The following is a 21785-nucleotide window of genomic DNA, read 5'->3' as shown; positions in this document are numbered from 1 at the left end:
GGGTTAGAGACGTTTCTTCGCAAAGGCACGGCCGGATGCTGACTTCAGGTACTTGTCAAACGCAACGGCTTGCTTTGCGTTACTGAACGCGACGTAAGTCTTGAGACGCCAAGGTCCGTATTTGGAAGTGTGGGGCACCTCGCCAGCGTTGTGCTTTGCCAGTCGGGCGCGCAAGTCGTCGGTGATGCCCACATAGAAGTGCAGGGTATCCAGGCTCTCGAGGATGTAGACGTACTTCACCGCACGCTCCCCAGGTGTCGAGGGAGGAGCTTACATCCCCGTTTTATCTGGTGAAGCCCGGCTTCGCCCTTCGGGCTACGCCGCGGCAGCCTTCGGTCACTTCGCTACGAGGGACTTCCCAAGCTTGCCGAGCCGAAGCTCGCGAAGCGAGCGAAGGCTGGTGGAGCCAGGCGGGATCGAACCGCCGACCTCTTGCATGCCATGCAAGCGCTCTCCCAGCTGAGCTATGGCCCCTTAACCTTCGACGGGTGAATCTGGTGGATCACCCCAACCGGCGAGCCCTAGGCGACTCGCGCGGTGCACCCTTTTTCACAGATCAGGACTGATCTCAAGTCTCTTCATCGCCTCCGACATCACCAATGATGTCGGTCACGTCCTCATCGCCCTCTTCCTCGTCGGCAATGAAGGTCGAATCATCGTCATCGTCGTCATCCAGGGTCTCGTCGACCTCGATGTCGTCCTCGGATTCGGGCACCACGGCCTTGACCTTGCCGGTGTTCTCCTCGGCGTCGGCCTCCTCGAGCGAGACCATCTCTTCGGCCTCCGCCGGCTCCGGCGCGGTGTCCTGGGCCACGTTGCGCTCGGCGCCGCGGGACGCGCGTGCGGGGGCAACGGGCGCGATAGGCACCACCTCGCCGGTATAGGGCGAGATCACCGGATTCTTGTTGAGGTCATAGAACTTCTTGCCCGTGGTCGGGCAAATACGTTTGGTTCCGAGTTCGGACTTGGCCACGGCAGGAATCCTGGGAATGTCTGAAAAGCGGTGTTTCACTTGGCTAGTTGGCGGCCCGCTGTCAATAGCGCATTACGGGAGAACGACATGCCCGTGACGGGGCGCGGACCATGTGATACCTGCGCGCCAGCCCATCGGGCCTATTCAAGGACACAATCTTGACTCATTCCGACCAACCGAGGCCGCTGCGGTCTCGCGCCAGCGGTCCCCTGACCGGGAAAGTACGGGTGCCCGGGGACAAGTCGATCTCTCACCGGGCCCTGATCCTGGGCGCGCTCGCGGTCGGCGAGACCAGGATTTCGGGCCTGCTGGAGGGCGAGGACGTCCTCAACACCGCCAAATCCATGCAGGCGCTGGGTGCCAGGGTCGAGCGGACCGGCGATTTCGCCTGGACGGTGAGCGGCGTTGGCGTCGGGGGCTTCGCGCAGCCCAAGGCGGCGCTGGATTTCGGCAATTCCGGCACCGGCTGCCGGCTGGTCATGGGTGCCGTCGCGGGCTGCCCGATCTCGGCAGTTTTCGACGGTGACGCCTCGCTGCGCAGCCGCCCGATGCGGAGAATCCTTGATCCGCTCGAAAAGATGGGTGCCAAGGTCGTCTCGGGCAGCGAGGGTGGGCGTCTGCCGCTGACCCTCCAGGGCGCGCGAGATCCCCTGCCGATCACCTACAAGACCCCGGTCGCCTCGGCCCAGATCAAGTCGGCCGTGCTGCTGGCGGGCCTGGCCGCGCCGGGCACCACCACGGTGATCGAGACCGAGGCCAGCCGCGACCACACCGAGCTGATGCTGAAGCATTTTGGTGCCGACGTCAGTTCGACGAGCGAAGGCCGGCACGGCCGCCGTATCACCCTGGCAGGTCAGGGCGAGCTTCATGGCGCCAACGTCATTGTGCCCGCCGATCCCTCCTCGGCAGCTTTCCCGGTCGTCGCAGCGCTGATCGCCGAGGGATCCGACGTCGTTCTGTCGGACGTGATGACCAATCCGCTGCGCACCGGCCTGTTCACCACGCTGCGCGAGATGGGCGGCTCGATCGAGGAGAGCGAGGTGCGCGGCGATGCCGGCGAGCCGATGGCGCGCCTGCGCGTGCGCGCATCGAAACTGCGCGGCGTCGAAGTGCCCCCGGAGCGCGCGCCCTCGATGATCGACGAATATCTGGTGCTGGCGGTGGCGGCGTCCTTCGCCGAAGGCACGACGATCATGCGCGGCCTGCAGGAGCTGCGCGTCAAGGAATCCGACCGCCTGGAGGCCACCGCCGCCATGCTGCGCGTCAACGGCGTCAAGGTTGAGATTTCGGGCGACGATTTGATCGTCGAGGGTCGCGGCCACGTTCCCGGCGGCGGCGTTGTCGCCACCCACATGGACCATCGCATCGCGATGTCCGCGCTGGTGATGGGCTGCGCCTCCGATCAGCCGGTGGGCGTCGACGACACCGCCTTCATCGCCACCAGTTTCCCGGACTTCATTCCGATGATGCGTTCCCTGGGGGCCGAGTTTTCATGATCATTGCCATCGACGGGCCCGCGGCCTCGGGCAAGGGGACGCTCGGCAAGCGTCTTGCCCACCATTACGGTTATCGCCACCTCGATACCGGCGTGATCTATCGCGCCGTCGCCTATGCCCTGATGCAGTCCGGTCACGATCTCAACGACGAGGCGGCCGCCGTGCAGGCCGCTTTGGAGCTCGATCCCGAAAAATTCGGCAATCCAGCCCTGAAGACCCAATTGGCGGGCGAGGGCGCCTCGATCGTGTCGGCGATCCCAAGGGTTCGGGAAGTCCTGCTCAATTTCCAGCGGCAATTCGCGGCGGATCCGCCCGGCGCGGTGCTTGACGGTCGCGACATTGGAACCGTGATCTGTCCGCATGCCGACGTGAAGATATTCGTCGTCGCCGATCCCAAGGTCCGCGCCCGCCGCCGGACCATGGAGGCCCGGGCGAGGGGCGAGGACGCGGACGAGGCCGCCGTGCTCGCCGACATCATCCAGCGCGACGACCGCGACAAGAACCGGCCGATTGCGCCTTTAAAACCCGCCCCGGATGCTTACTTGCTAGACAACTCCCAACTGGATATAGAAGGCGGCGTCCGGGCTGCCATCGACATTATCGAGGCCGTCCGAGCGGGCCGGTCGCGGGGTTAAGCCGCAGCCGTCATTGGAGGAAGTGCCCGCTCCCGCTCTTTGAGGTCGATAACTTCGGTTCCCGTTTGGGACCGGCGCGATCCAGCTTCCGGACAAGAATTTTCACGTATCGAACGCGCGGGCCTCAGCCGGCCCGCTTTCGCCGTTCCGGTGCCAGCCGGAGCAGCGAGCGGTCGCTCGAAGGTCTTGCGGACCTTCCGACACTGCGCGTGCGATGCGCCCATAAACCCAACGGCCGGCACGACATCCGCAACTGGAGAACCAATGGCTTCGACTTCTGCTGATACCTATAGCCCGTCGCGCGACGATTTCGCCGCGATGCTCGACGAGTCCTTTGCAGGTGGCAACCTGCAGGAAAGCTCCGTAGTCAAGGGCAAGGTGGTTGCAATTGAAAAGGACATGGCCGTCATCGACGTCGGCCTGAAGACCGAGGGCCGCGTGGCCCTGCGCGAATTTTCCGGCCCCGGCCGTGACTCCGATCTCAAGGTCGGCGACGAGGTGGAAGTGTTCCTCGATCGCATCGAGAATGCCCTCGGCGAGGCCGTCCTCTCGCGCGACAAGGCGCGCCGCGAAGAGAGCTGGGGCAAGCTCGAGAAGGCCTTCCAGAACAACGAGAAGGTCAACGGCGTCATCTTCAACCAGGTCAAGGGCGGCTTCACGGTCGACCTCGACGGTGCCGTGGCCTTCCTGCCGCGCTCGCAGGTCGACATTCGTCCGATCCGCGACGTTGCGCCGCTGATGAACAACTCGCAGCCGTTCCAGATCCTCAAGATGGACCGTCGCCGCGGCAACATCGTGGTGTCCCGCCGCACGGTTCTCGAAGAGACCCGCGCCGAGCAGCGTCAGGAGCTGGTGCAGAACCTCGAAGAGGGTCAGGTCATCGACGGCGTGGTCAAGAACATCACCGATTACGGTGCGTTCGTTGATCTCGGCGGCATCGACGGCCTGCTGCACGTCACCGACATCGCGTGGCGCCGTGTCAACCATCCGACCGAGGTGCTCTCGATCGGCCAGACCGTGAAGGTCAAGATCATCAAGATCAACCACGAGACGCACCGCATCTCGCTGGGTATGAAGCAGCTGCTGGACGATCCGTGGCAGGGTATCGAAGCCAAGTACCCGCTGGGTGCCCGCTTCACCGGCCGCGTCACCAACATCACCGACTACGGTGCGTTCGTCGAGCTCGAGCCGGGCATTGAAGGCCTGATCCACGTCTCCGAGATGTCGTGGACCAAGAAGAACATGCACCCCGGCAAGATCGTGTCGACATCGCAGGAAGTCGACGTGCAGGTGCTGGAAGTCGATTCCGTCAAGCGCCGCATCTCGCTCGGTCTCAAGCAGACCATGCGCAACCCCTGGGAGGTCTTCGTCGAAGGCCATCCGACCGGTTCGGTGGTCGAGGGCGAGGTCAAGAACAAGACCGAGTTCGGTCTGTTCCTGGGTCTCGAAGGCGACGTCGACGGCATGGTCCACCTCTCCGATCTCGACTGGAAGCTTCCGGGCGAGCAGGTGATCGACAACTACAAGAAGGGCGACGTGGTGAAAGCCGTGGTGCTCGATGTGGACGTCGAGAAGGAGCGTATCTCGCTCGGCATCAAGCAGCTCGAAGGCGACCCCTTCGCCGAGCCGGGCGATGTCAAGAAGGGCGCGGTCGTGACCTGCGAAGTGCTCGAAGTGAAGGAGAGCGGTATCGAGGTGAAGATCGCCGGTACCGACTTCTCCACCTTCATCAAGCGCTCGGAGCTCGCGCGTGACCGCAACGATCAGCGCGCCGAACGCTTCGCCGTCGGCGAGAAGGTCGATGCCCGCGTGATCCAGTTCGACAAGAAGGCCCGCAAGGTCCAGGTGTCGATCAAGGCGCTCGAAGTCGCCGAAGAGAAGGAAGCCATCGCGCAGTACGGCTCCTCCGATTCGGGTGCGACGCTCGGCGACATCCTCGGCACCGCGCTCAAGAACCGCGACAGCAAGTAAGCGAAACGCTTCGTTTCGCTGCATCGAAGCCCCGGCGCGAGCCGGGGCTTTTTTGTGGGCACATACTCCGCTGTCGTCCCTGACGAGCGGAGCGCAGATCAGGGGCCCAAACCACAGGGAGTGGTTTTGCGAAGACTCGCAGTTGCCAGCTCGCGTAACGACTTCTCCCTGTGGTTATTGGATCCCCGCCTTCGCGGGGATGACGACCGAGTTTGCGGCGGCTTGCTCACCCCGCCATCACAGCCTTGTTTTCTTCAAATTGCGTCGCAATTGATGTATCCAGATAAGCCATTGGTCATGCCGTGACGGCACAACGCGCCCGATCATTCATTTGGAGATATCTCGATGTCGCTCGATTCTGACATCATCGTCGATCGCCGCAGGATCCGCCGCAAACTGACGTTCTGGCGCGTGATGGCTGCGTTGATCGCGATCGCGGCGATTGCGAGCGTTGCGCTGATCGCGACCCCAGGCGCGCGCGGCACCTTCGCATCCGCCGGCTCGATCGCGCGCGTCAACATCGAGGGCTTGATCCGCAGCGATTCCGAACGCACCCAGGCGCTGGAGCGGCTGGAGAATTCGCAGGCTGCTGCCGTCATCGTGCACATCAACTCGCCGGGCGGCACCACTGCCGGATCTGAGCAGCTCTATGACTCGCTCACCCGGCTGAAGGCGAAGAAGCCGCTGGTCGTCGTGGTCGAAGGCCTTGCCGCCTCCGGCGGTTACATCACCGCGATCGCGAGCGACCACATCGTCGCCCAGCAGAGCTCGCTGGTCGGCTCGATCGGCGTGCTGTTCCAGTATCCGAACGTCACCGAGCTGTTGAAGACCATCGGCGTCAAGGTCGAGGAGGTGAAGTCGTCGCCGCTGAAGGCCGCGCCCAATGGTTTCGAGCCCACCAGCCCGGAGGCGCGCGCCGCGCTCGACGCGCTGGTGAAGGATTCCTATTCCTGGTTCAGGGGCCTGGTGAAGGAACGGCGTGGCATGGATGACACGCAGCTGGAGAAAGTGGCTGATGGCCGCGTCTTCACCGGCCGCCAAGCGATCGATCTCAAGCTGATCGACCAGATCGGCGACGAGAAGACGGCGGTGACCTGGCTGGTCGAGAACAAGGGCGTGAAGAAGGGCCTCAGCGTGCGCGATTACAAGCTCCAGCCGCGCTTGGGCGATCTGACGTTCCTCAGGACGGCCGCTGCCGTGACGCTGGAAGCGCTTGGTTTGGGCTCGATTGCGCAGCAAATCGGGCAAACCGGCGTCGTGCAGGCTGTCGATCGGTTCGGAATGGATGGAATGCTGGCCCTGTGGCAGCCGGCCGCGTCAAACTGAGGGAACCAGGCGAGTTCGGAAGGTTTTTCCCGTCTCGCGCGTGCCGGGCCAGCCTGCTTTTTCGGCATTTGTCACGCATTTTCACGACGCTCAACCTTGATTTAGCGTCTTGACAGATCACGGTATTTTCACGGAAATGGTCATCCGCACGCTTCCGGGTCCTATCTCTCGATGATCAAATCCGAACTTGTTCAGCGCATCGCCGAGCACAACCCGCATCTGTACCAGCGGGATGTCGAGAACATTGTGAATGCGATTCTCGAAGAGATCGTAGCGGCCCTCGCACGCGGCGATCGCGTCGAGCTGCGCGGCTTCGGTGCCTTCTCGGTCAAGCATCGCCCTGCACGCGCCGGGCGCAATCCGCGCACCGGCGCCCATGTGCCCGTCGATCAGAAGAGCGTTCCATTCTTCAAGACCGGCAAGGAAATGCGCGAGCGGCTGAACCGCGACCATCCGGATCCCGGCGCGGCAGACTGAGCCGGCGTCAGGGGAATCCCGCGGTCGCACACCATGCAGCCGGAAGCTTGATTCAAGGCGAACGAAGCGAGATGCGAAAGTTCCTGACCGCGCTGATCGTGATTCCGCTGGGCCTGATCCTGGTGACTTTCGCCGTCGCCAACCGGCAATTCGTCACCGTCTCCTTCGATCCCTTCATGACGGATGATCCGTCTCTTTCGGCCACCCTGCCGCTGTTCCTGCTTCTGATCCTGGTCGCCGCCTTCGGCGTCCTGGCGGGGGGATGCGCCGTCTGGCTCGGCCAGCGGCATTGGCGGCGCGCTGCGCGACGGAACGATGCGGATGCCCGGGCGGCCAGGGGCGAACTGGCCGATCTGCGGGCCCAGATGGCCGCAGCAAGGCCCGAAGCCCAGCGCCTCCCGGTCCCCTCGGGGGTCGACCTTTACGGGCCCATCGGGCGAGACAAGCAGCGCGCGACGTTGTAGAAGCGGCCCGACCTGAAAACCCGCTTCCCGGCCGCCGCTTGCGGCCTCCAGTTGCTTTTGAGACCATGTCCCTGCTCGTCAAGATCTGCGGCCTGTCCACGCGCGAGACGCTCGAAGTGGCGCTCGACGCGGGCGCCGACATGGTGGGATTCGTGTTCTTCCCTCCGTCGCCCCGGCATCTGTCGCTCGAGATGGGACGCGACCTCGGCCGCCAGGTGAAGCGACGCGCGCTCAAGGTTGCGCTCACCGTCGATGCCGATGACGCCACGCTCGACAACATCATGGATGCGCTGTCGCCGGACATGCTGCAGCTCCACGGCAAGGAGAGCGTCGCGCGGCTGCGCGACATCAAGCAGAAGTACGGCCGCCCGGTGATGAAAGCCGTACCGGTTGCGACCACCGCCGATCTCGCCGTGCTGCCCGGCTATGCCGCAGTCGCCGACAGCATCCTGTTCGATGCGCGCGCGCCGAAGGACGCAACCCGCCCCGGCGGCCTCGGCGCGCCCTTCGACTGGCACCTGCTCGAAAACCTCGATCTCAAATTGCCCTACATGGTCTCGGGCGGGCTTCACGCCGACAACGTCGCGGAAGCCCTCCGCGTCACCCGCGCCGGTGGCGTCGATGTGTCCTCGGGTGTCGAGAGCATTCCCGGCGTCAAGGATCCTGACATGATCAAGGCCTTCATCCGCGCCGCGCGCGCCATCCAAGAGTTGAGCGTACGATGAACATCGCCAAACCAAACTCCTACCGCAGCGGCCCCGACGACCGCGGTCATTTCGGCAATTTCGGCGGCCGCTTCGTCGCCGAAACCCTGATGCCGCTGATCCTCGATTTGGAGAAGGCTTACACCGCGGCCAAGGCCGATCCGGCCTTCCAGGGCGAGATGAACGGCTATCTCAAGAACTATGTCGGCCGGCCCTCGCCGCTGTATTTCGCTGAGCGTCTCACCGAGCATCTCGGCGGTGCCAAGATCTATCTCAAGCGCGAAGAACTCAACCACACCGGCTCGCACAAGGTGAACAACGTGCTCGGCCAGATCATGCTGGCGCGTCGCATGGGCAAGAAGCGCATCATCGCCGAGACCGGCGCCGGCCAGCACGGCGTCGCCACCGCGACGCTGTGCGCGCGCTTTGGCCTCGAATGCGTGGTCTATATGGGCGCCGTCGACGTCGAGCGGCAGCAGCCCAACGTCATCCGCATGGAGATGCTGGGTGCCAAGGTGATCCCGGTGCAGTCGGGCACGCGCACGCTGAAGGACGCGATGAACGAGGCGCTGCGCGACTGGGTCACCAACGTGCACAACACGTTCTATTGCATTGGCACGGTGGCCGGCCCGCACCCCTATCCGACGCTGGTGCGCGACTTCCAGTCGGTCATCGGCAACGAGACCAAGACGCAGATGCAGGAGATCGAGGGTCGCCTGCCGGATTCGCTGGTCGCCTGCATCGGCGGCGGCTCGAATGCGATGGGCCTGTTCCATCCGTTCCTCGATGATCCCTCCGTCGAGATCTTCGGCGTCGAGGCCGCAGGCCACGGCCTGACGCAGCTGCACGCGGCCTCGATCGCGGGCGGCCGTCCAGGCGTGCTGCATGGCAACCGCACCTATCTCCTGATGGACGCGGACGGCCAGATCCAGGACGCGCATTCGATCTCGGCCGGCCTCGACTATCCCGGCATCGGCCCCGAGCATTCCTGGCTGCACGAGGTCGGCCGCGTGAACTATCTCTCCGCGACCGACGAAGAAGCGCTTGGTGCGTTCCAGCTGCTGTCGAAGCTCGAAGGCATCATTCCCGCGCTGGAGCCGGCGCACGCCATCGCCAAGGTGATGGAGCTCGCCCCGAAGCGACCCCGGGATCACCTGATGGTCGTCAACCTCTCCGGCCGCGGCGACAAGGACGTCCCGCAGGTCGGCGACATCCTGAGGGGCAAGAGCAAGTGACCACGCGTATCGACACCCGTTTCGCCGAGCTGAAAAAGCAGGGCCGCGCGGCCTTCGTCACCTATGTGATGGCCGGCGATCCCGATCCGGCGACGTCGCTCGAGATCGTCAAGGCACTCTCGAAATCAGGCTCCGACGTCATCGAACTGGGCATTCCCTTCACCGATCCGATGGCGGATGGTCCCTCGATCCAGGCTGCAGGTCTACGTGCGCTCAAGGTCGGCATGACGCTGAAGAAGACGCTCGATCTCGTGCGCGACTTCCGCAAGGACGACAACCTCACGCCGCTGGTGCTGATGGGCTACTACAATCCGATCTACATTTACGGCGTCGACAAGTTCTTGGCGGACGCCAAGACATCAGGCGTTGACGGCCTGATCATCGTCGATTTGCCGCCGGAGGAAGACGACGAGCTCTGCATTCCCGCGCTGAAGGCCGGCCTGAATTTCATTCGCCTCGCGACCCCGACGACCGACGACAAGCGCCTGCCGGCGGTGCTCGCGAACACGTCAGGCTTCGTCTATTACGTCTCGATCGCCGGTATCACCGGTGCAGCGGCGGCGGACGCGAACGTAGTCGGTGAAGCCGTCGCGCGCATCAAGCGGCATACCAAGCTGCCGATCTGCGTCGGCTTCGGCATCCGCACGCCGGAAGCGGCGCGCGCCATTGCCGAGAAGGCCGATGGTTCGGTGGTCGGCACCGCACTGGTCGATGCGCTCCAGAACAGCCTCGATGCCGAGGGACGCGCGACGGCCAAAACGGTTAACGCGGTGGCTGAGTTGACGGCGGCCCTGGCCCAGGGCGTCAAGGGCGCGCAACAGGCGGCGGAATAGGCCATTATTTTCGCTGTTCGGACGGGTGACACGGCGGCTTGCCGGGCAGGGGCCCGGCAGCCATATATCCTTTCAGGCAGCCCTACGCGGGTTCGCACATCGGAGCAAACCATGAACTGGCTTACCAACGTGGTCCGGCCGAAGATCCGCAACATGCTGCGGCGGGAGACGCCGGAGAATTTGTGGATCAAGTGCCCGGATTCCGGACAGCTCGTGTTCTACAAGGACGTCGAGGCCAACCAGTTCGTCATCCCCGGCTCGAACTACCACATGCGCATGGGCGCGGTGGCCCGGTTGAAGTCGATCTTCGACAACGAAACCTGGTTCGACGTTGCGCTGCCCGAGGTCACGCCCGACCCGCTCAAGTTCCGCGACGAGAAGAAATACGTCGATCGCGTCAAGGACGCGCGCGCCCGCACCAATTTGAATGATGCGATCAAGGTCGGCTACGGCAAGCTCGAAGGCGCTGCGGTCGTCGTCGCCGTGCAGGATTTCGATTTCATGGGCGGCTCGCTCGGCATGGCCGCGGGCGAAGCCATCGTCCGCGGCATGGAGCTTGCGGTCGAGAAGAACTCGCCGTTCATCGTGTTCGCCGCGTCCGGCGGCGCGCGCATGCAGGAGGGCATCCTGTCGCTGATGCAGATGCCGCGCACGACCGTTGCGGTACAGATGCTGCGCGAGGCCAAGCTGCCCTATATCGTCGTGCTTACCAATCCCACCACCGGCGGCGTCACCGCGTCCTATGCGATGCTCGGCGACGTGCAGATCGCCGAGCCCGGCGCGCTGATCGGTTTCGCCGGCGCGCGCGTGATCGAGCAGACCATCCGCGAGAAGCTCCCCGAAGGTTTCCAGCGGGCCGAATATCTCAAGGAGCACGGCATGGTCGACATGGTCGTGCATCGCCACGAGCTGCGTCCGACCCTGGCGCGGCTCTGCCGCCTCTTGACCAAGGCGCCGGCGCAGGAAGGCGCATCGAAGTCGGTGCAGCCGGTCGCGAGCCCGGCGCAGATCGTCTCGGCCGCCGAGACGGCGCCGGCTGCGCCCCACGCGTGAACGCCTCCCCTGACAGTGCAAAGACCCCGCTCGGCGAAGTGATCGGGCGGCTGTCGGTCCTGCATCAGAAGCGCATCGATCTCGGGCTGGAGCGGATGCACCGCCTGCTCGAACGGCTCGGCCATCCCGAACGCAAGCTGCCGCCGGTGATCCATATCGCGGGCACCAACGGCAAGGGCTCGACGCTGGCCTATCTGCGCGCGATGCTGGAAGCGTCAGGCCAGCGCGTCCACGCCTACACCTCGCCCTATCTCGTCCGTATCAACGAATGCTTCCGGCTCGGCCGCGCCGGCGGCGGGGTGCTGGTCGGCGACGACGAGTTGCGCGCCGCGCTTGAAGAGGTCGAGCGCGTCAATGCTGGCGAAGCCGCAACCGTGTTCGAGCTGAAGACGGCGGCCGCCTTCCACTTGTTCGCGCAGAATCCGGCTGATGTGGTGCTGCTCGAAGTGGGCCTCGGCGGTCGGCTCGATTCGACCAATGTGGTCGACACGCCGGCGGCCTGCGTGATCACGCCTGTCAGCATGGACCACATGGAGTTTCTCGGGGACACCCTGGCATCGATCGCCGGCGAGAAGGCCGCGATCATCAAGCGCGGCGTGCCCGTGATTTGTGCCGAGCAGGAGCCGGACGCGATGGCGGTGATCGAAGCGCAAGCCAAACGCATGCGTGCGCCGCTGTTTGCGGCGAACGAGAGCTGGCACGTCAATGTCGAGCGCGGACGTCTGGTCTATTCCGACGATCGCGGCCTGATGGATCTGCCGGCGCCGCGCCTGTTCGGCCGCCACCAATTTGCCAATGCCGGGCTTGCGATCGCCACGCTACGCGCGCTTCCGCATCTGAAGGTCAATCACGTTGCGTTCGAGGCCGGCATCGTCGGCGCGGAGTGGCCGGCGCGGATGCAGCGCATCAGCGCGGGCGAATTGCTGTCCTGGGGGCCACAAGGCTCGGAGATCTGGCTCGACGGCGGGCACAATGCGGAAGGCGGCCGCGTCGCCGCGGCGGCGCTCGGCGATCTCGAAGAGCGGGTGTCGCGGCCGCTGGTGGTCATATCAGGCATGATGGCCAACAAGGACGCGCAGGGCTTCCTCGCCAATTTCGCCGGCCTCACCCGTCACATCATCGCGGTGCCGATCCCCGAGATCGAGAACGCGATGCCGGTCGACCGTCTCGCGGACGCCGCGCGCAGCCTCGGCATGCGCGTCGAGCCCGCGCCCGGCATCGAAACCGCGCTGCGCGGCTTGGCAAAGCTCGCCTACGAGGTCCCGCCGCGCATCCTGATCACGGGATCGCTGTATCTGGCCGGCCACGTGCTGGCGATCAACGGCACGCCGCCTGCATAGACGGTCTCGTGTCCCGGACGCGCGAAGCGCGAGCCGGGACCCAGAATGCCGCCACATGGGCCCCGGCTCTGCAGCGCACCGCGGAAGACGCGCTGCGCTGCGTCCGGGGCACGATAGAGAGACTGCCCCATGCGTTTCGCCGCGATTGCCGACGTCCACGGAAATCATCTCGCACTGGAAGCTGTCTTCGCCGACATCCGTGCCCTCGGCATTGCCGACATCGTCAATCTCGGCGACATGCTGAGCGGGCCGCTCGATGCGCGCCGCACCGTCGAGATCCTGATGCAGCTGGACGCCGTGCATGTGCTCGGCAATCACGATCGCTACCTGCTCGACCGTCCCCCGGAGAAGATGGGCTCGTGGGACCGTCCCGCCTATGAACAGCTCGATGCCGCGCACCTCGACTGGCTGCGGGCGCAGCCGATGACGCGGGTCTTCCGCGAGCAGGTGTTCCTGTGCCATGCGACGCCGGGGAACGACGAAGTCTATTGGCTCGACACCGTGAATCCCGACGGCGTGGTGGCGCTGTCGCCGCTCGATCGGATCGAGCAGCTCGCACAGGGCGTCACGCAGTCCCTGATCCTCTGCGCCCACACCCATCTCGCCCGCGCCGTGCGCCTGCGCGACGGTCGGCTGATCGTCAACCCCGGCAGCGTCGGCAGCCCCGGCTATCGCGACAAGCATCCGTATCCGCATGTGGTCGAGACTGGCACGCCGCACGCGCGTTATGCGATCCTCGAACTCGTCGGCGGCGCCTGGCAGGTGACGTTCCGACATGTCGGCTACAATCACGAAGCCATGGCCAACCTTGCACGGCGCAATGGACAGCCCGAGCTGGCGAACGCGCTCGCGACGGGATGGATTGGATAGTCACGGCTCGTGTCCCGGACGCGGTGCAGCACTAAGCGCTGCTCCGCAGAGCCGGGACCCAGAATGCCGCGGCATGGGCCCCGGCTCTGCAGCGCATCGCTGAAGACGCGCTGCGCTGCGTCCGGGGCACGAGACCGCGTCACTTCAACAGCTTCATCGGATCCGCCGCCTTCTGCTTCAGCTGATCGAAGCTGCATTGACGCGGCGCCTTGTCGGGGCGCCAGCGCAGGATCGATGTGCCGTGGCGGAAGCGTTCGCCGCTGAAATGGTCGTAGCAGACCTCGATCACAAGCTTCGGCTTCAGCGGGCACCATTTTGCGGAACGCTCGGTCGACCAGCGGCTCGGTCCGCCCGGCGCGTTGCCGGTGAAGCCGGGCTCGCCGATCAAGGCTTCGAGCCGGTCGGTCAGATCAGGCTTAGCCTCCGCCTTGATCGCCGAGGTGAAGCCGACATGATGCAGCAAGCCGTCATCGTCGTAGAGCCCGAGCAGCAGCGAGCCGACGACGTTCCGGCCCCTGATCTTGTTGGTGGCATAGCGGAAGCCGCCGACCACGCAATCGGCGCTGCGGAATTTCTTGATCTTCTGCATGCCGTCGCGATTGCCCGCCTGGTAGGGCAGGTCGATGCGCTTGGCGATGACGCCGTCCGAGCCGCAGCCGGATTGCGCCAGCCATTTCTTGGCCGTGGCGTAGCTCGTCGTCGACGGTGAAACGAGGAAGAGGCTGCCCTTGAGATTGGTCTTCGCGAAAGTGTCCAGCGCCGGCCGGCGCTCGAGCAACGTCTTTTCCGCCAGACCTTTCTCCAGAGCCGTCGCGAGCAGATCGAACACGAGGTAGAGCGCCGGTGTTTCCTGCGAGAGTTTCTTCACGCGGCTCGCCGCCGGATGAATCCGTTGCAGCAGCGCGTCGAAGGAAAAGCTCTTGCCGTGCGGCACGACGATCTCGCCGTCGAGCGTGAAGCGGTCCGTCTTTAGCTTCAACGCAGCGGCAACGACTTCCGGAAAATAACGCGCGAGATCCTCGCCCGACTTCGAGCGCAGATCGACATCGCTGCCGCTCCGCGACAGCAGGCAGCGGAAGCCATCCCATTTCGGTTCGTATTGCCATTCCTTGCCGCGCGGAATCTCGTCGACCGAACGCGCCTCCATCGCGACGAGAGAGGTAGCTTTGCGATCGCGCGTTCGGGGAGAAGCTGGCAAGGGCGGGACTCGTCATACGCTGAACACGTCCCATCAACGCAGAACGGCCGGCATTTCGCCGGCCGTTGTCGAAAATGATTGGAAGCGTGGTGGATCAGACCGCGGAGGTGATCCACTGCTGCAGCTTCGCCTTCGGCGCCGCGCCGACCTGGCGCGAGGCCATCTCGCCGCCCTTGAAGATCATCAGGGTTGGGATCGACATCACGCCGTACTTGGACGCGGTCTTGGGGCTTTCGTCGACGTTCAGCTTGACGATCTTGACCTTGTCGCCCATCGCACCGGCGATCTCGTCGAGGGCAGGCGCGATCATGCGACAGGGGCCGCACCATTCGGCCCAGAAATCGACGACCACTGGGCCGTTCGCCTTGAGCACTTCGGCTTCGAAATCGGCGTCGGAAACCTTGCTAACGGCCATTGGAGTACCTCACTCGGGTTGAACGAATCGGCGCGACCTGGAATCGCGCCCGGGATCATGGGGTGAACCTATGAACGGCTCCTTGCCGGGTCAAGGACGCTCACCCCGAGATGAAGGGATGCCAGCGCCGCGTCCAGCGCGGGGGCCGAAATCTCCATATATTCAAGGGTCTCGGTCCAGAGCAGGGCGGCTCTGACAGGCTTTTGGGGATAAAGCCGCGTCAGCACCGCCTGGTACAGCGCAAGCTGCCGGACATAGGCCGCGGGTGCTTCGGTCGCGCTCTTGGGCGCCGCCTGGTTGGTCTTGAAGTCGACGATCAGGACCTCGTCGGGGCGGACGACCAGCCGGTCGATCTGCCCGGATACCAGCGCCGGCGGCCGGCCCGGCCGTTCCAGTTTGCCTGCGATGGCGACCTCCGCCCGGCTGCCGGGGCCGAAGACCGGGGCGAAACGCGGCTTGGTGATCAGGGCGAGCACCTTGTCGGCGAGTGCAGTGCGGTCGGCCTCCAGCCAATCCGAGGCATTGCGCGCCATGAAGCCGAGCGCGGCCTCGCGGCGACGCTCGCTGGCGATGTCGGGCAGGGATTGCAGCAACCGGTGCACCAGCGTGCCGCGTTGCAGCGCGAGCGCGCGGGACTGGACCGACTCGCCCGACCGCACCGCACGCCCCTCCTCGGCAGGCTGGCCGGAGGGACGCACAGGATCATCGTCGGCGATCTCGCGCGGGGCCGGCAGACGCAGCCAATCGGGCAGGGCGATGGTCTGGCTGACGGAGGTCGCCGGCGTGCCGAGAGCTGCGACATCCTCGGGGCGGGCGAATCGCGTCACCTTGCCGAGCGGCGTCTCGATCACCTGCTTGTCGAGGCCTGAGCCTTTGAGCCCGGTGTCGACCAGATCGTACCAGCTCAGCTTGCGCACCGTCCTCATGTTGCCGGGCATGCAGCCGCCGACGATCAGGCGGTCGGCGGCGCGCGTCATCGCGACATAGAGCAGGCGGCGGTATTCGTCCTCGGTCTCCTCGATCATCGCCTTGCGCGCATCGGTGACGGGCTTGGGATCGTCGGCCTTGCGGCCGGCCCAGACCACGACCTCGCCGCCATTGCCGCGCGGCACGTGGATCAGCCGCAGCCGCTGCGAATCCGCGGGCGAGGAGGTGGTATCGACCATGAACACGACCGAGGCCTCCAGGCCCTTGGCACCGTGCACGGTCATCACCCGCACCTCGTCGCGCGAGATCTCCATGTCGCGCTTGACCTCGGTATCGGCCGAGCGCAGCCAGGCCATGAAACCTTGCAGCGAGGCCGGTGCCTTGCGCTCGTAGTTCAGCGCCAGCTCCAGGAACTCGTCGAGTGCGTCGTTAGCCTCATGGCCGAGGCGGCGCAGGATGCGCGCACGGCCACCATCGCCGCCGAGCAGCCAGGCGTAGAACGCGAACGGCGTCTCCTCGCGCGCGCGCATCTCACAGGCTTCCAGCCGCCGCAATGCCGTGGCGAACTTTTCGCCTCCAGCCGCATGCTCGCCGAGCGCGCGGCGCAGCGAGCCCTTGCGGTTATGGGCAAGCGTGAACAGGTCGTCGTCATCGAGCCCGAACAGCGGGCTCTTCAGCGCCACCGCCAGCGCGAGATCGTCCTGCGGCAGCAGCAGCGCGTCGGCAAGGTTCATCAGGTCGATGATGGCGATATGCTCGGTGAGCTTGAGCCGGTCGGCGCCGGCGACCGGCACGCCCGCGTGCTTCAGCGCCTGGATCACGGCGTCGAAGGCATTGCCGCGCCGGCGCACCAGGATCAGCATGTCGCCATACCGCAAGGGCCGGCGCTCGCCTTCGTGGCCGGTCAGCGTGCCGCTCTCGACCAGCCGCTTGATCTCGGCCTGGATGCGGCGCGCGAGCTTTACTTCCGGGCTGGTGACGGCGACGCCGTCGAAGGGGGCGCGCCAGCCCTCGATGTCCTGCCGCTCGTCGGCTTCCGCGAGATCCCACAGCTCGATTACGCTCGACCCGGCATCGGCGAGCGCATTGTGCAGGGGATGACCGATTTCGACGGAATGGATGCTCTTGTAGATCTGGGGATCGCGGAAAACGTGGTCGACCGAGTGCAGGATCGTCGCGCCCGAGCGGAATGAATAGGTGAAGGCGACGGGATCGAACTTCAGCCCCGCCGCGGTGAACTTGCGGTGCAACTCGCGCCGGCGCGCATCGAACTCGTGGGGAGCGGCGCCCTGAAACGAGAAGATCGACTGCTTTTCGTCGCCGACCGCAAACACCGTGCGGTTCAGCCCTTCGCGCGCGCCTTCTCCAGCTGTGAATTCCGAGATGATGTGTGCGACGATATCCCATTGCCGGGGACTGGTGTCCTGGGCCTCGTCGATCAGGACGTGATCGACGCCGCGGTCGAGCTTGTAATGCACCCAGCCCGAGGCGATGCGATTGAGCATCGCCAGCGTCTTGTCGATCAGATCGTCGTAGTCGAGCAGCCCGCGCTCCTGCTTCTCGCGGCGGTAGTTTGCGGCAGCAGCGGTGGCGATGTGGAGCAGGGCTGCGGTACGGTCGCGAACCGTCACGGCGCGACGCTTCTCGATCAACCCTGCAAGGCGCTGCGCCTCGGCTTCGAACAGGCGGGCCACCGACGGATTGTGATCGCAAAACTTCTTGGTCAGCACCGCCTTGCGCGGCAGCTTGTCGTCGGTGAGGAAGACGCAGAGATAGGCATCGACCTGCGCGCCGCCGGAAAAGACCTTGGCCTCGCGCAGCCGGCCGGCCTGGTCGTTGTCGGATTTGCTGCCGTCCTCCAGCGCGAAGGCGATGTCGTCCCAGCGCGACCGCGGCAGGAACGGGCCGTCGAGGATTTCCGTCTCGACATCCTCGATACGCTCGCCCGCATCGACGCCCAGCACAGCCGCCATCTGCTCGACCGCGGCCGCGGCATTGCCGGCCTCGTCGGTCCAGGCCATGAAATGGTCGCGGCTGAGACACGCCTCGCGCACGACCTCCTTGAAGGTGACGTCGGCGGCGCTCGCCATCGCGGTCAGCAGCGCGCGGCCGGTGACGCTGTCAGGATCGCGGGCGGCCTCCAGCAACACCTTCAGATTGGCGCGCTCCATCATGTCGGTCTGGTCGCGCTCGTCGATCACGGCAAAGCGCGCGGGAACATTGGCCTCGAATGGGAACTGCTGCAGCAGGCGCGTGCACAGCGCATGGATGGTCTGCACCTTCAACCCGCCCGGCGTCTCCAGCGCGCAGGCGAACAGTTTTCGCGCGTCGCGTCGCAGCTTCGCGCCGGGATGCGGGATGCCGACCGCGCGGATCGCGGCATCGAGCGCGGTGTCATCCAGCGTCACCCAATGACCAAGCGTGGTAAATACGCGCTCGGCCATATTGGCGGCGGCGGCCTTGGTGAAGGTGATGCAGAGGATCTTCTCCGGCGGCACGCCCGACAGCAAGAGACGGATCACCCGCTGCACCAGCACATGTGTCTTGCCCGAGCCGGCATTGGCCGACACGAAGGCCGATGCGGTCGGATCGGACGCGCGCGCCTGTCGCGCGCGCACCTCGTCGGGAATGGGACGCGGCGCCTTCACCATTCCTCGATCCCCAATCCGCCGGCCGCCGACCATTCCTTGATGCGGGCGAGATCGTCATAGGCGCCGTAGCGATTCGTCCACATCGGCAGGTTCAGCGAGGTATAGGGCTGGTTCTCGTCGTCGAAAGCGCGGATCAGCGCCTCCAACTTGGCACGTGCTTCTGCGGCAGCCGTATCTGGCGGCTGCGGCTCGTCGCCCTGCTTGTACTTGAGCTCGAGGATGCGCTCCTCGCCCGGTGGGTTGTTGCCGCTGAGGCGGACATAGACGAGCTGGCTCACGGACGAGCCGGCGTCGATATCGGCAAAGCCGCCCTCCCGCAGGATCGCGGCTTCGAGCGTGAGCTGCGGCGACAGGCCCATGCGGACCTGCTTGCCTGTCGGCGGCTGTCCCGTCTTGTAGTCGAGGATGGCATAGCCGCCGCCCCGGCGACGCTCGATGCGGTCGGCGCGCGCGGAGAGACGGAAGCTGCGCTGATGATCGAGCTTGATCGAGATCTCGCCATGAGTCTCGGCCGTGATGGCCTCGATCGCATAGCGCCTTGCCGTCTCCCATTCGCCGAACCAGCGCGCGATGCGCTGGAAGCGCGGCCACCACAGCGCTCGCGCCTCGGGGCGCTCCATCAGCGGGGCGAAATATTTCGCACCGATTGTGCGCAGCACGCGCGCGGGATCGTCGGGCAGGCGAGCGGCGTAAGTTTCGGTGAATTCACCGAGTGCATCGTGGATCGCCGAGCCGCGGTCGGCCGCGGACAGCGGCATGTCGACAGGATCGAGCGCATCGAGCCGCAGAATGTGCCTCGCGTAGATCGTGTAGGGATCGCGCAGCCAATCCTCGATCGCGGTGACCGACATTCTCAGCGGCCGCACCGCGCGCGGCGGCCGCGGCTCGGGCTGCTTGATCGGCTTGACCTCCGTGGGCTGGTCCAGCGCGGCGGCGAACTGCACATATGTCTCGCCGGCGCGAATGGCCGTCTTCCAGAGATCGTCGCCTGCGACAGCCTCCAACCGATGCAGGAAGCGCGAAGCGACGGCCGGCGCGCCGCCGGCCTTGGCGGAATGGGTGAGGATCACCTCGCTGCCGCCGAGCAGTTGCGCGAAGTCGTGTGCGGAGAGGCCGATGCGGCGCTCCGGCAGATCGAGGCCGAGCTCGTGCCGCATCGGCCGGCTGAGCCAGGGATCAATGCGCGGCGCCGGCGGCCAGACGCCCTCGATCAGGCCGCCGACGATGATGCGGTCGGACTGCATGAGGCGAGACTCGAGCGGGCCGTAGATCTGCAGGCGCGCGCCCGGTCTGTCGCGCCGCCGCACCGCGCGATCACTGAACGCGGTCTGGAAGACGTCGGGATAATCGGGCAGCGGCACCATCAATCCGCTGGTCGTGCCGCCGCGGAGGAGGTCGTCGAAGGCGCTGGCGAGCGCGAGACCTTCGCGTTCCTCGAACGCTAGCGAAAGGCCGTGCTCGTCGCGCGACAGCTCGATCATGAGCTCGCGATGCCTGTGCGCAAGCTCGGCGAAGTCGTACGGCTTCGATGCCGCCAAGCTCTCGATCGGTGCCAAGGCTTTTTGCAAGGCATCGATCAGCGACTGGACGCGATCGAGGTCCTCGGCCTTGAGCCGCGCACGGGGCTCGGCCCTGTGGAGCGCGGATGTCTCACTGCGCCACAGCTTTGCCAGCTCGTCGCGGAAGCGGTTGAATTCGCGGAGCAGGCCGGCCGTGCCTGCGGGCGGGCGTGTGCCGCGCAACACCGCGAGCTCCAGTCCCTCGATCGCGGCCTTCCATCCGCCAGGCGGCCGGCTGAGCCGGCACAGCGGATGTTTCAGCATCGCCAGCAGCGTCGGCGGCTCCAGGCCCTTGGTCGCGGCCTCCGCGGTGAGCCGGGCAAACACCCCGGCGGATGTTTCCATCAGTACGTCGCCGCCCGAATCATCAAAGGCGAGGTCCCATCGGGTCAGTGCGGCCATCACCCGACGCGCCAGCGCGCGGTCGGGCGTCACCAGCGCCGCCGTTTTGTCGAGATGCCGCGCCTCGCGCATGGCGATGGCGATGGCGAGCGCTTCCATTTCAGGATTGGGAGCTTCGACGACCTTGAGGTTCGTCATGCCGGCGGCGATCTTTGCGGCGACGTCCGGCTGCTTCAGCCGATCGTGCCAGACTTCCGTCTTGGCCGAGGGCCGCATCGATTCCGAGGCGAGCAGGTCGCGGCCGCCTTCGGCCGGCAGCTGGATGATCTCGACGTCGCTGCGCTTGATGCCGACGCGATCCAGCAGCGCATTCATGGCGTATTGCGGATGGTTCGAGGCCGGATGCTCCACGAATTTGCCGAGCGCATCGCGCACGCCGCCGATGCTGCGCCAGGCGTCGTCGTCGAGATCGGTGTCGAGCCCCGGCAGCACCACCGCGCCATGCGGCAGCGATGCGACCGCATGAAGGAATTTTGCGGTCGCAGGCATCGAGCCGGTCGAACCGGCCGCGATCACGGGACCACCAGGATGCGCGATCAGCCGTTTGGCTTCCGCCGCGATCAGCAGATCGCGCCGCGCCGCCGGCTCAATGCGGTTGATCTCGGCGAGATGGCCGGGCCAGGCAATGCGCGCGATGCGCAGGAATTCCAGCGAGTGTTGCCAGTAGCGGTCGAGGTTGTCAGGCACGAGCCCATCGAGCGCGCTCCAGTCGACGCCGCGCGTGACCATGTCGTCGATCAGGCGCGCGAGATCGGACGCCAGCGCGAGCGTCGAGGCGGGACCGCCGACCACCAGCGGCGACAGCACCGGACCCCTAGCCCAGGCCGCGACCAGCTGCGCCAGCGTCAGCCGCCGTTCGAGCTCGCCGAGCCGCGGCGGAATGTCGAGCGGCGTCGCGCCGGAAAACTGCTCACCTTCGTCAGCGAAAGCGAGCTCGTCCTCGTCGATGTCGCCGAGCGCGACGATGCGCGGCAGCACCACGGCGTCCGCCTTCATCTCGTCGAGGAAGATCTCGCGCACCACGCGCATCGCGCGCCGCGTGGGCAGATACAGCGTCGCATCCGCCAGCCGCGCCGGTTCCTTGCGCGCCTCGAACCCGTCGACCAGCCGGCCGTCGAGCAGGGCCGTGACGACCGTGCGCAGGAACGGAACTGAGAGGGGGACGCTGAAAACGCGCATGAGCTGCCTGATTCGAAGATCAGGGCAATATAGGGAGGTGGACTCAAATGGTCATGGGTGCGGGTGAGTAGTCCCCG

The 21785-nt window shown here is 65.7% G+C and carries 18 protein-coding genes and 1 tRNA gene; 12 read left to right on the top strand and 7 right to left on the bottom strand.

Annotated elements, in window-relative coordinates; translation table 11 throughout:
• Positions 1-3: 3 nt before the first annotated feature.
• The 3 genes from BCCGELA001_RS00465 to BCCGELA001_RS00455 form a co-directional block, all read right to left on the bottom strand.
• Positions 4-240, bottom strand: a complete 237-nt coding sequence (locus BCCGELA001_RS00465) for a GIY-YIG nuclease family protein (RefSeq protein ID WP_060734363.1) — start codon at positions 238-240, stop codon at positions 4-6.
• A gap of 158 nt (positions 241-398) precedes the next feature.
• Positions 399-474 (bottom strand) — tRNA-Ala (locus BCCGELA001_RS00460).
• Between the two features lie 94 nt (positions 475-568).
• Entirely contained in the window at positions 569-973 is a 405-nt protein-coding gene (locus tag BCCGELA001_RS00455; RefSeq protein ID WP_060734362.1) for a TIGR02300 family protein, read from the bottom strand.
• A gap of 158 nt (positions 974-1131) precedes the next feature.
• Here BCCGELA001_RS00455 and aroA point away from each other — a divergent pair, with 158 nt between their 5' ends.
• The 12 genes from aroA to BCCGELA001_RS00395 all read left to right on the top strand — a co-directional run bounded on the left by aroA (position 1132) and on the right by BCCGELA001_RS00395 (position 13377).
• Entirely contained in the window at positions 1132-2469 is a 1338-nt protein-coding gene (gene aroA, locus BCCGELA001_RS00450; protein ID WP_008539993.1) for a 3-phosphoshikimate 1-carboxyvinyltransferase, read from the top strand.
• Complete coding sequence (gene cmk / locus BCCGELA001_RS00445; protein WP_008539994.1) at positions 2466-3104, top strand: (d)CMP kinase; 639 nt, start codon at positions 2466-2468, stop codon at positions 3102-3104. Before aroA ends, cmk begins: the two co-directional genes overlap by 4 nt.
• A gap of 264 nt (positions 3105-3368) precedes the next feature.
• Positions 3369-5075: a 30S ribosomal protein S1 gene (gene rpsA, locus BCCGELA001_RS00440; RefSeq protein WP_060734361.1), complete on the top strand. Its 1707-nt coding sequence runs from the start codon at positions 3369-3371 to the stop codon at positions 5073-5075.
• Between the two features lie 345 nt (positions 5076-5420).
• Positions 5421-6401 carry a signal peptide peptidase SppA gene (gene sppA / locus BCCGELA001_RS00435; RefSeq protein WP_008539996.1) on the top strand — a complete coding sequence of 327 codons (981 nt, stop codon included), beginning with the start codon at positions 5421-5423 and terminating at the stop codon, positions 6399-6401.
• 171 nt (positions 6402-6572) lie between these two features.
• Entirely contained in the window at positions 6573-6878 is a 306-nt protein-coding gene (locus tag BCCGELA001_RS00430) for an integration host factor subunit beta (RefSeq protein WP_008539997.1), read from the top strand.
• A gap of 71 nt (positions 6879-6949) precedes the next feature.
• A complete protein-coding gene (locus BCCGELA001_RS00425; RefSeq protein ID WP_060737429.1) occupies positions 6950-7342 on the top strand; it encodes a lipopolysaccharide assembly protein LapA domain-containing protein in 393 nt (130 codons plus the stop codon).
• Between the two features lie 65 nt (positions 7343-7407).
• Complete coding sequence (locus BCCGELA001_RS00420; RefSeq protein ID WP_060734360.1) at positions 7408-8067, top strand: phosphoribosylanthranilate isomerase; 660 nt, start codon at positions 7408-7410, stop codon at positions 8065-8067.
• A complete protein-coding gene (gene trpB, locus BCCGELA001_RS00415) occupies positions 8064-9281 on the top strand; it encodes a tryptophan synthase subunit beta (RefSeq protein WP_060734359.1) in 1218 nt (405 codons plus the stop codon). The genes BCCGELA001_RS00420 and trpB overlap by 4 nt, the downstream gene beginning before the upstream one ends.
• Positions 9278-10114, top strand: coding sequence for a tryptophan synthase subunit alpha (gene trpA, locus BCCGELA001_RS00410; RefSeq protein WP_008540002.1), 837 nt, complete (start codon positions 9278-9280; stop codon positions 10112-10114). The genes trpB and trpA overlap by 4 nt, the downstream gene beginning before the upstream one ends.
• Before the next feature lie 111 nt (positions 10115-10225).
• Positions 10226-11167, top strand: coding sequence for an acetyl-CoA carboxylase, carboxyltransferase subunit beta (gene accD, locus BCCGELA001_RS00405; protein ID WP_008540003.1), 942 nt, complete (start codon positions 10226-10228; stop codon positions 11165-11167).
• Positions 11164-12507 (top strand): bifunctional folylpolyglutamate synthase/dihydrofolate synthase, encoded by a 1344-nt coding sequence (locus tag BCCGELA001_RS00400; RefSeq protein WP_008540004.1) that lies wholly within the window; start codon positions 11164-11166, stop codon positions 12505-12507. Before accD ends, BCCGELA001_RS00400 begins: the two co-directional genes overlap by 4 nt.
• 129 nt (positions 12508-12636) lie before the next feature.
• Positions 12637-13377 carry a metallophosphoesterase family protein gene (locus BCCGELA001_RS00395; RefSeq protein WP_060734358.1) on the top strand — a complete coding sequence of 247 codons (741 nt, stop codon included), beginning with the start codon at positions 12637-12639 and terminating at the stop codon, positions 13375-13377.
• A gap of 139 nt (positions 13378-13516) precedes the next feature.
• On the opposite strand, the gene BCCGELA001_RS00390 is transcribed toward BCCGELA001_RS00395, so the two are convergent.
• From BCCGELA001_RS00390 to addB, 4 genes are all read right to left on the bottom strand, one after another.
• Complete coding sequence (locus BCCGELA001_RS00390; protein ID WP_060734357.1) at positions 13517-14524, bottom strand: ATP-dependent DNA ligase; 1008 nt, start codon at positions 14522-14524, stop codon at positions 13517-13519.
• A 145-nt stretch (positions 14525-14669) separates the two neighbouring features.
• A complete protein-coding gene (gene trxA, locus BCCGELA001_RS00385) occupies positions 14670-14990 on the bottom strand; it encodes a thioredoxin (RefSeq protein WP_008540017.1) in 321 nt (106 codons plus the stop codon).
• Between the two features lie 68 nt (positions 14991-15058).
• Positions 15059-18568 carry a double-strand break repair helicase AddA gene (gene addA / locus BCCGELA001_RS00380; protein WP_060734356.1) on the bottom strand — a complete coding sequence of 1170 codons (3510 nt, stop codon included), beginning with the start codon at positions 18566-18568 and terminating at the stop codon, positions 15059-15061.
• A complete protein-coding gene (gene addB, locus BCCGELA001_RS00375) occupies positions 18562-21708 on the bottom strand; it encodes a double-strand break repair protein AddB (protein WP_060734355.1) in 3147 nt (1048 codons plus the stop codon). The genes addA and addB overlap by 7 nt, the downstream gene beginning before the upstream one ends.
• Between the last annotated feature and the right edge of the window lie 77 nt (positions 21709-21785).

The organism is Bradyrhizobium sp. CCGE-LA001 (genome assembly GCF_000296215.2).
Taxonomy (GTDB): domain Bacteria; phylum Pseudomonadota; class Alphaproteobacteria; order Rhizobiales; family Xanthobacteraceae; genus Bradyrhizobium.
The sequence above is the reverse complement of the archived record's forward strand: the minus strand, read 5'-3'. Positions and strand labels throughout refer to the sequence as shown.

Coding starts and splice junctions, on each gene's coding strand:
- cmk (WP_008539994.1), top strand. CDS start 2,466: ATGATCATTGCCATCGACGGGCCCGCGGCCTCGGGCAAGGGGACGCTC.
- rpsA (WP_060734361.1), top strand. CDS start 3,369: ATGGCTTCGACTTCTGCTGATACCTATAGCCCGTCGCGCGACGATTTC.
- sppA (WP_008539996.1), top strand. CDS start 5,421: ATGTCGCTCGATTCTGACATCATCGTCGATCGCCGCAGGATCCGCCGC.
- BCCGELA001_RS00430 (WP_008539997.1), top strand. CDS start 6,573: ATGATCAAATCCGAACTTGTTCAGCGCATCGCCGAGCACAACCCGCAT.
- BCCGELA001_RS00425 (WP_060737429.1), top strand. CDS start 6,950: ATGCGAAAGTTCCTGACCGCGCTGATCGTGATTCCGCTGGGCCTGATC.
- BCCGELA001_RS00420 (WP_060734360.1), top strand. CDS start 7,408: ATGTCCCTGCTCGTCAAGATCTGCGGCCTGTCCACGCGCGAGACGCTC.
- trpB (WP_060734359.1), top strand. CDS start 8,064: ATGAACATCGCCAAACCAAACTCCTACCGCAGCGGCCCCGACGACCGC.
- accD (WP_008540003.1), top strand. CDS start 10,226: ATGAACTGGCTTACCAACGTGGTCCGGCCGAAGATCCGCAACATGCTG.
- BCCGELA001_RS00395 (WP_060734358.1), top strand. CDS start 12,637: ATGCGTTTCGCCGCGATTGCCGACGTCCACGGAAATCATCTCGCACTG.
- BCCGELA001_RS00390 (WP_060734357.1), bottom strand. CDS start 14,524: ATGGAGGCGCGTTCGGTCGACGAGATTCCGCGCGGCAAGGAATGGCAA.
- trxA (WP_008540017.1), bottom strand. CDS start 14,990: ATGGCCGTTAGCAAGGTTTCCGACGCCGATTTCGAAGCCGAAGTGCTC.
- addA (WP_060734356.1), bottom strand. CDS start 18,568: ATGGTGAAGGCGCCGCGTCCCATTCCCGACGAGGTGCGCGCGCGACAG.
- addB (WP_060734355.1), bottom strand. CDS start 21,708: ATGCGCGTTTTCAGCGTCCCCCTCTCAGTTCCGTTCCTGCGCACGGTC.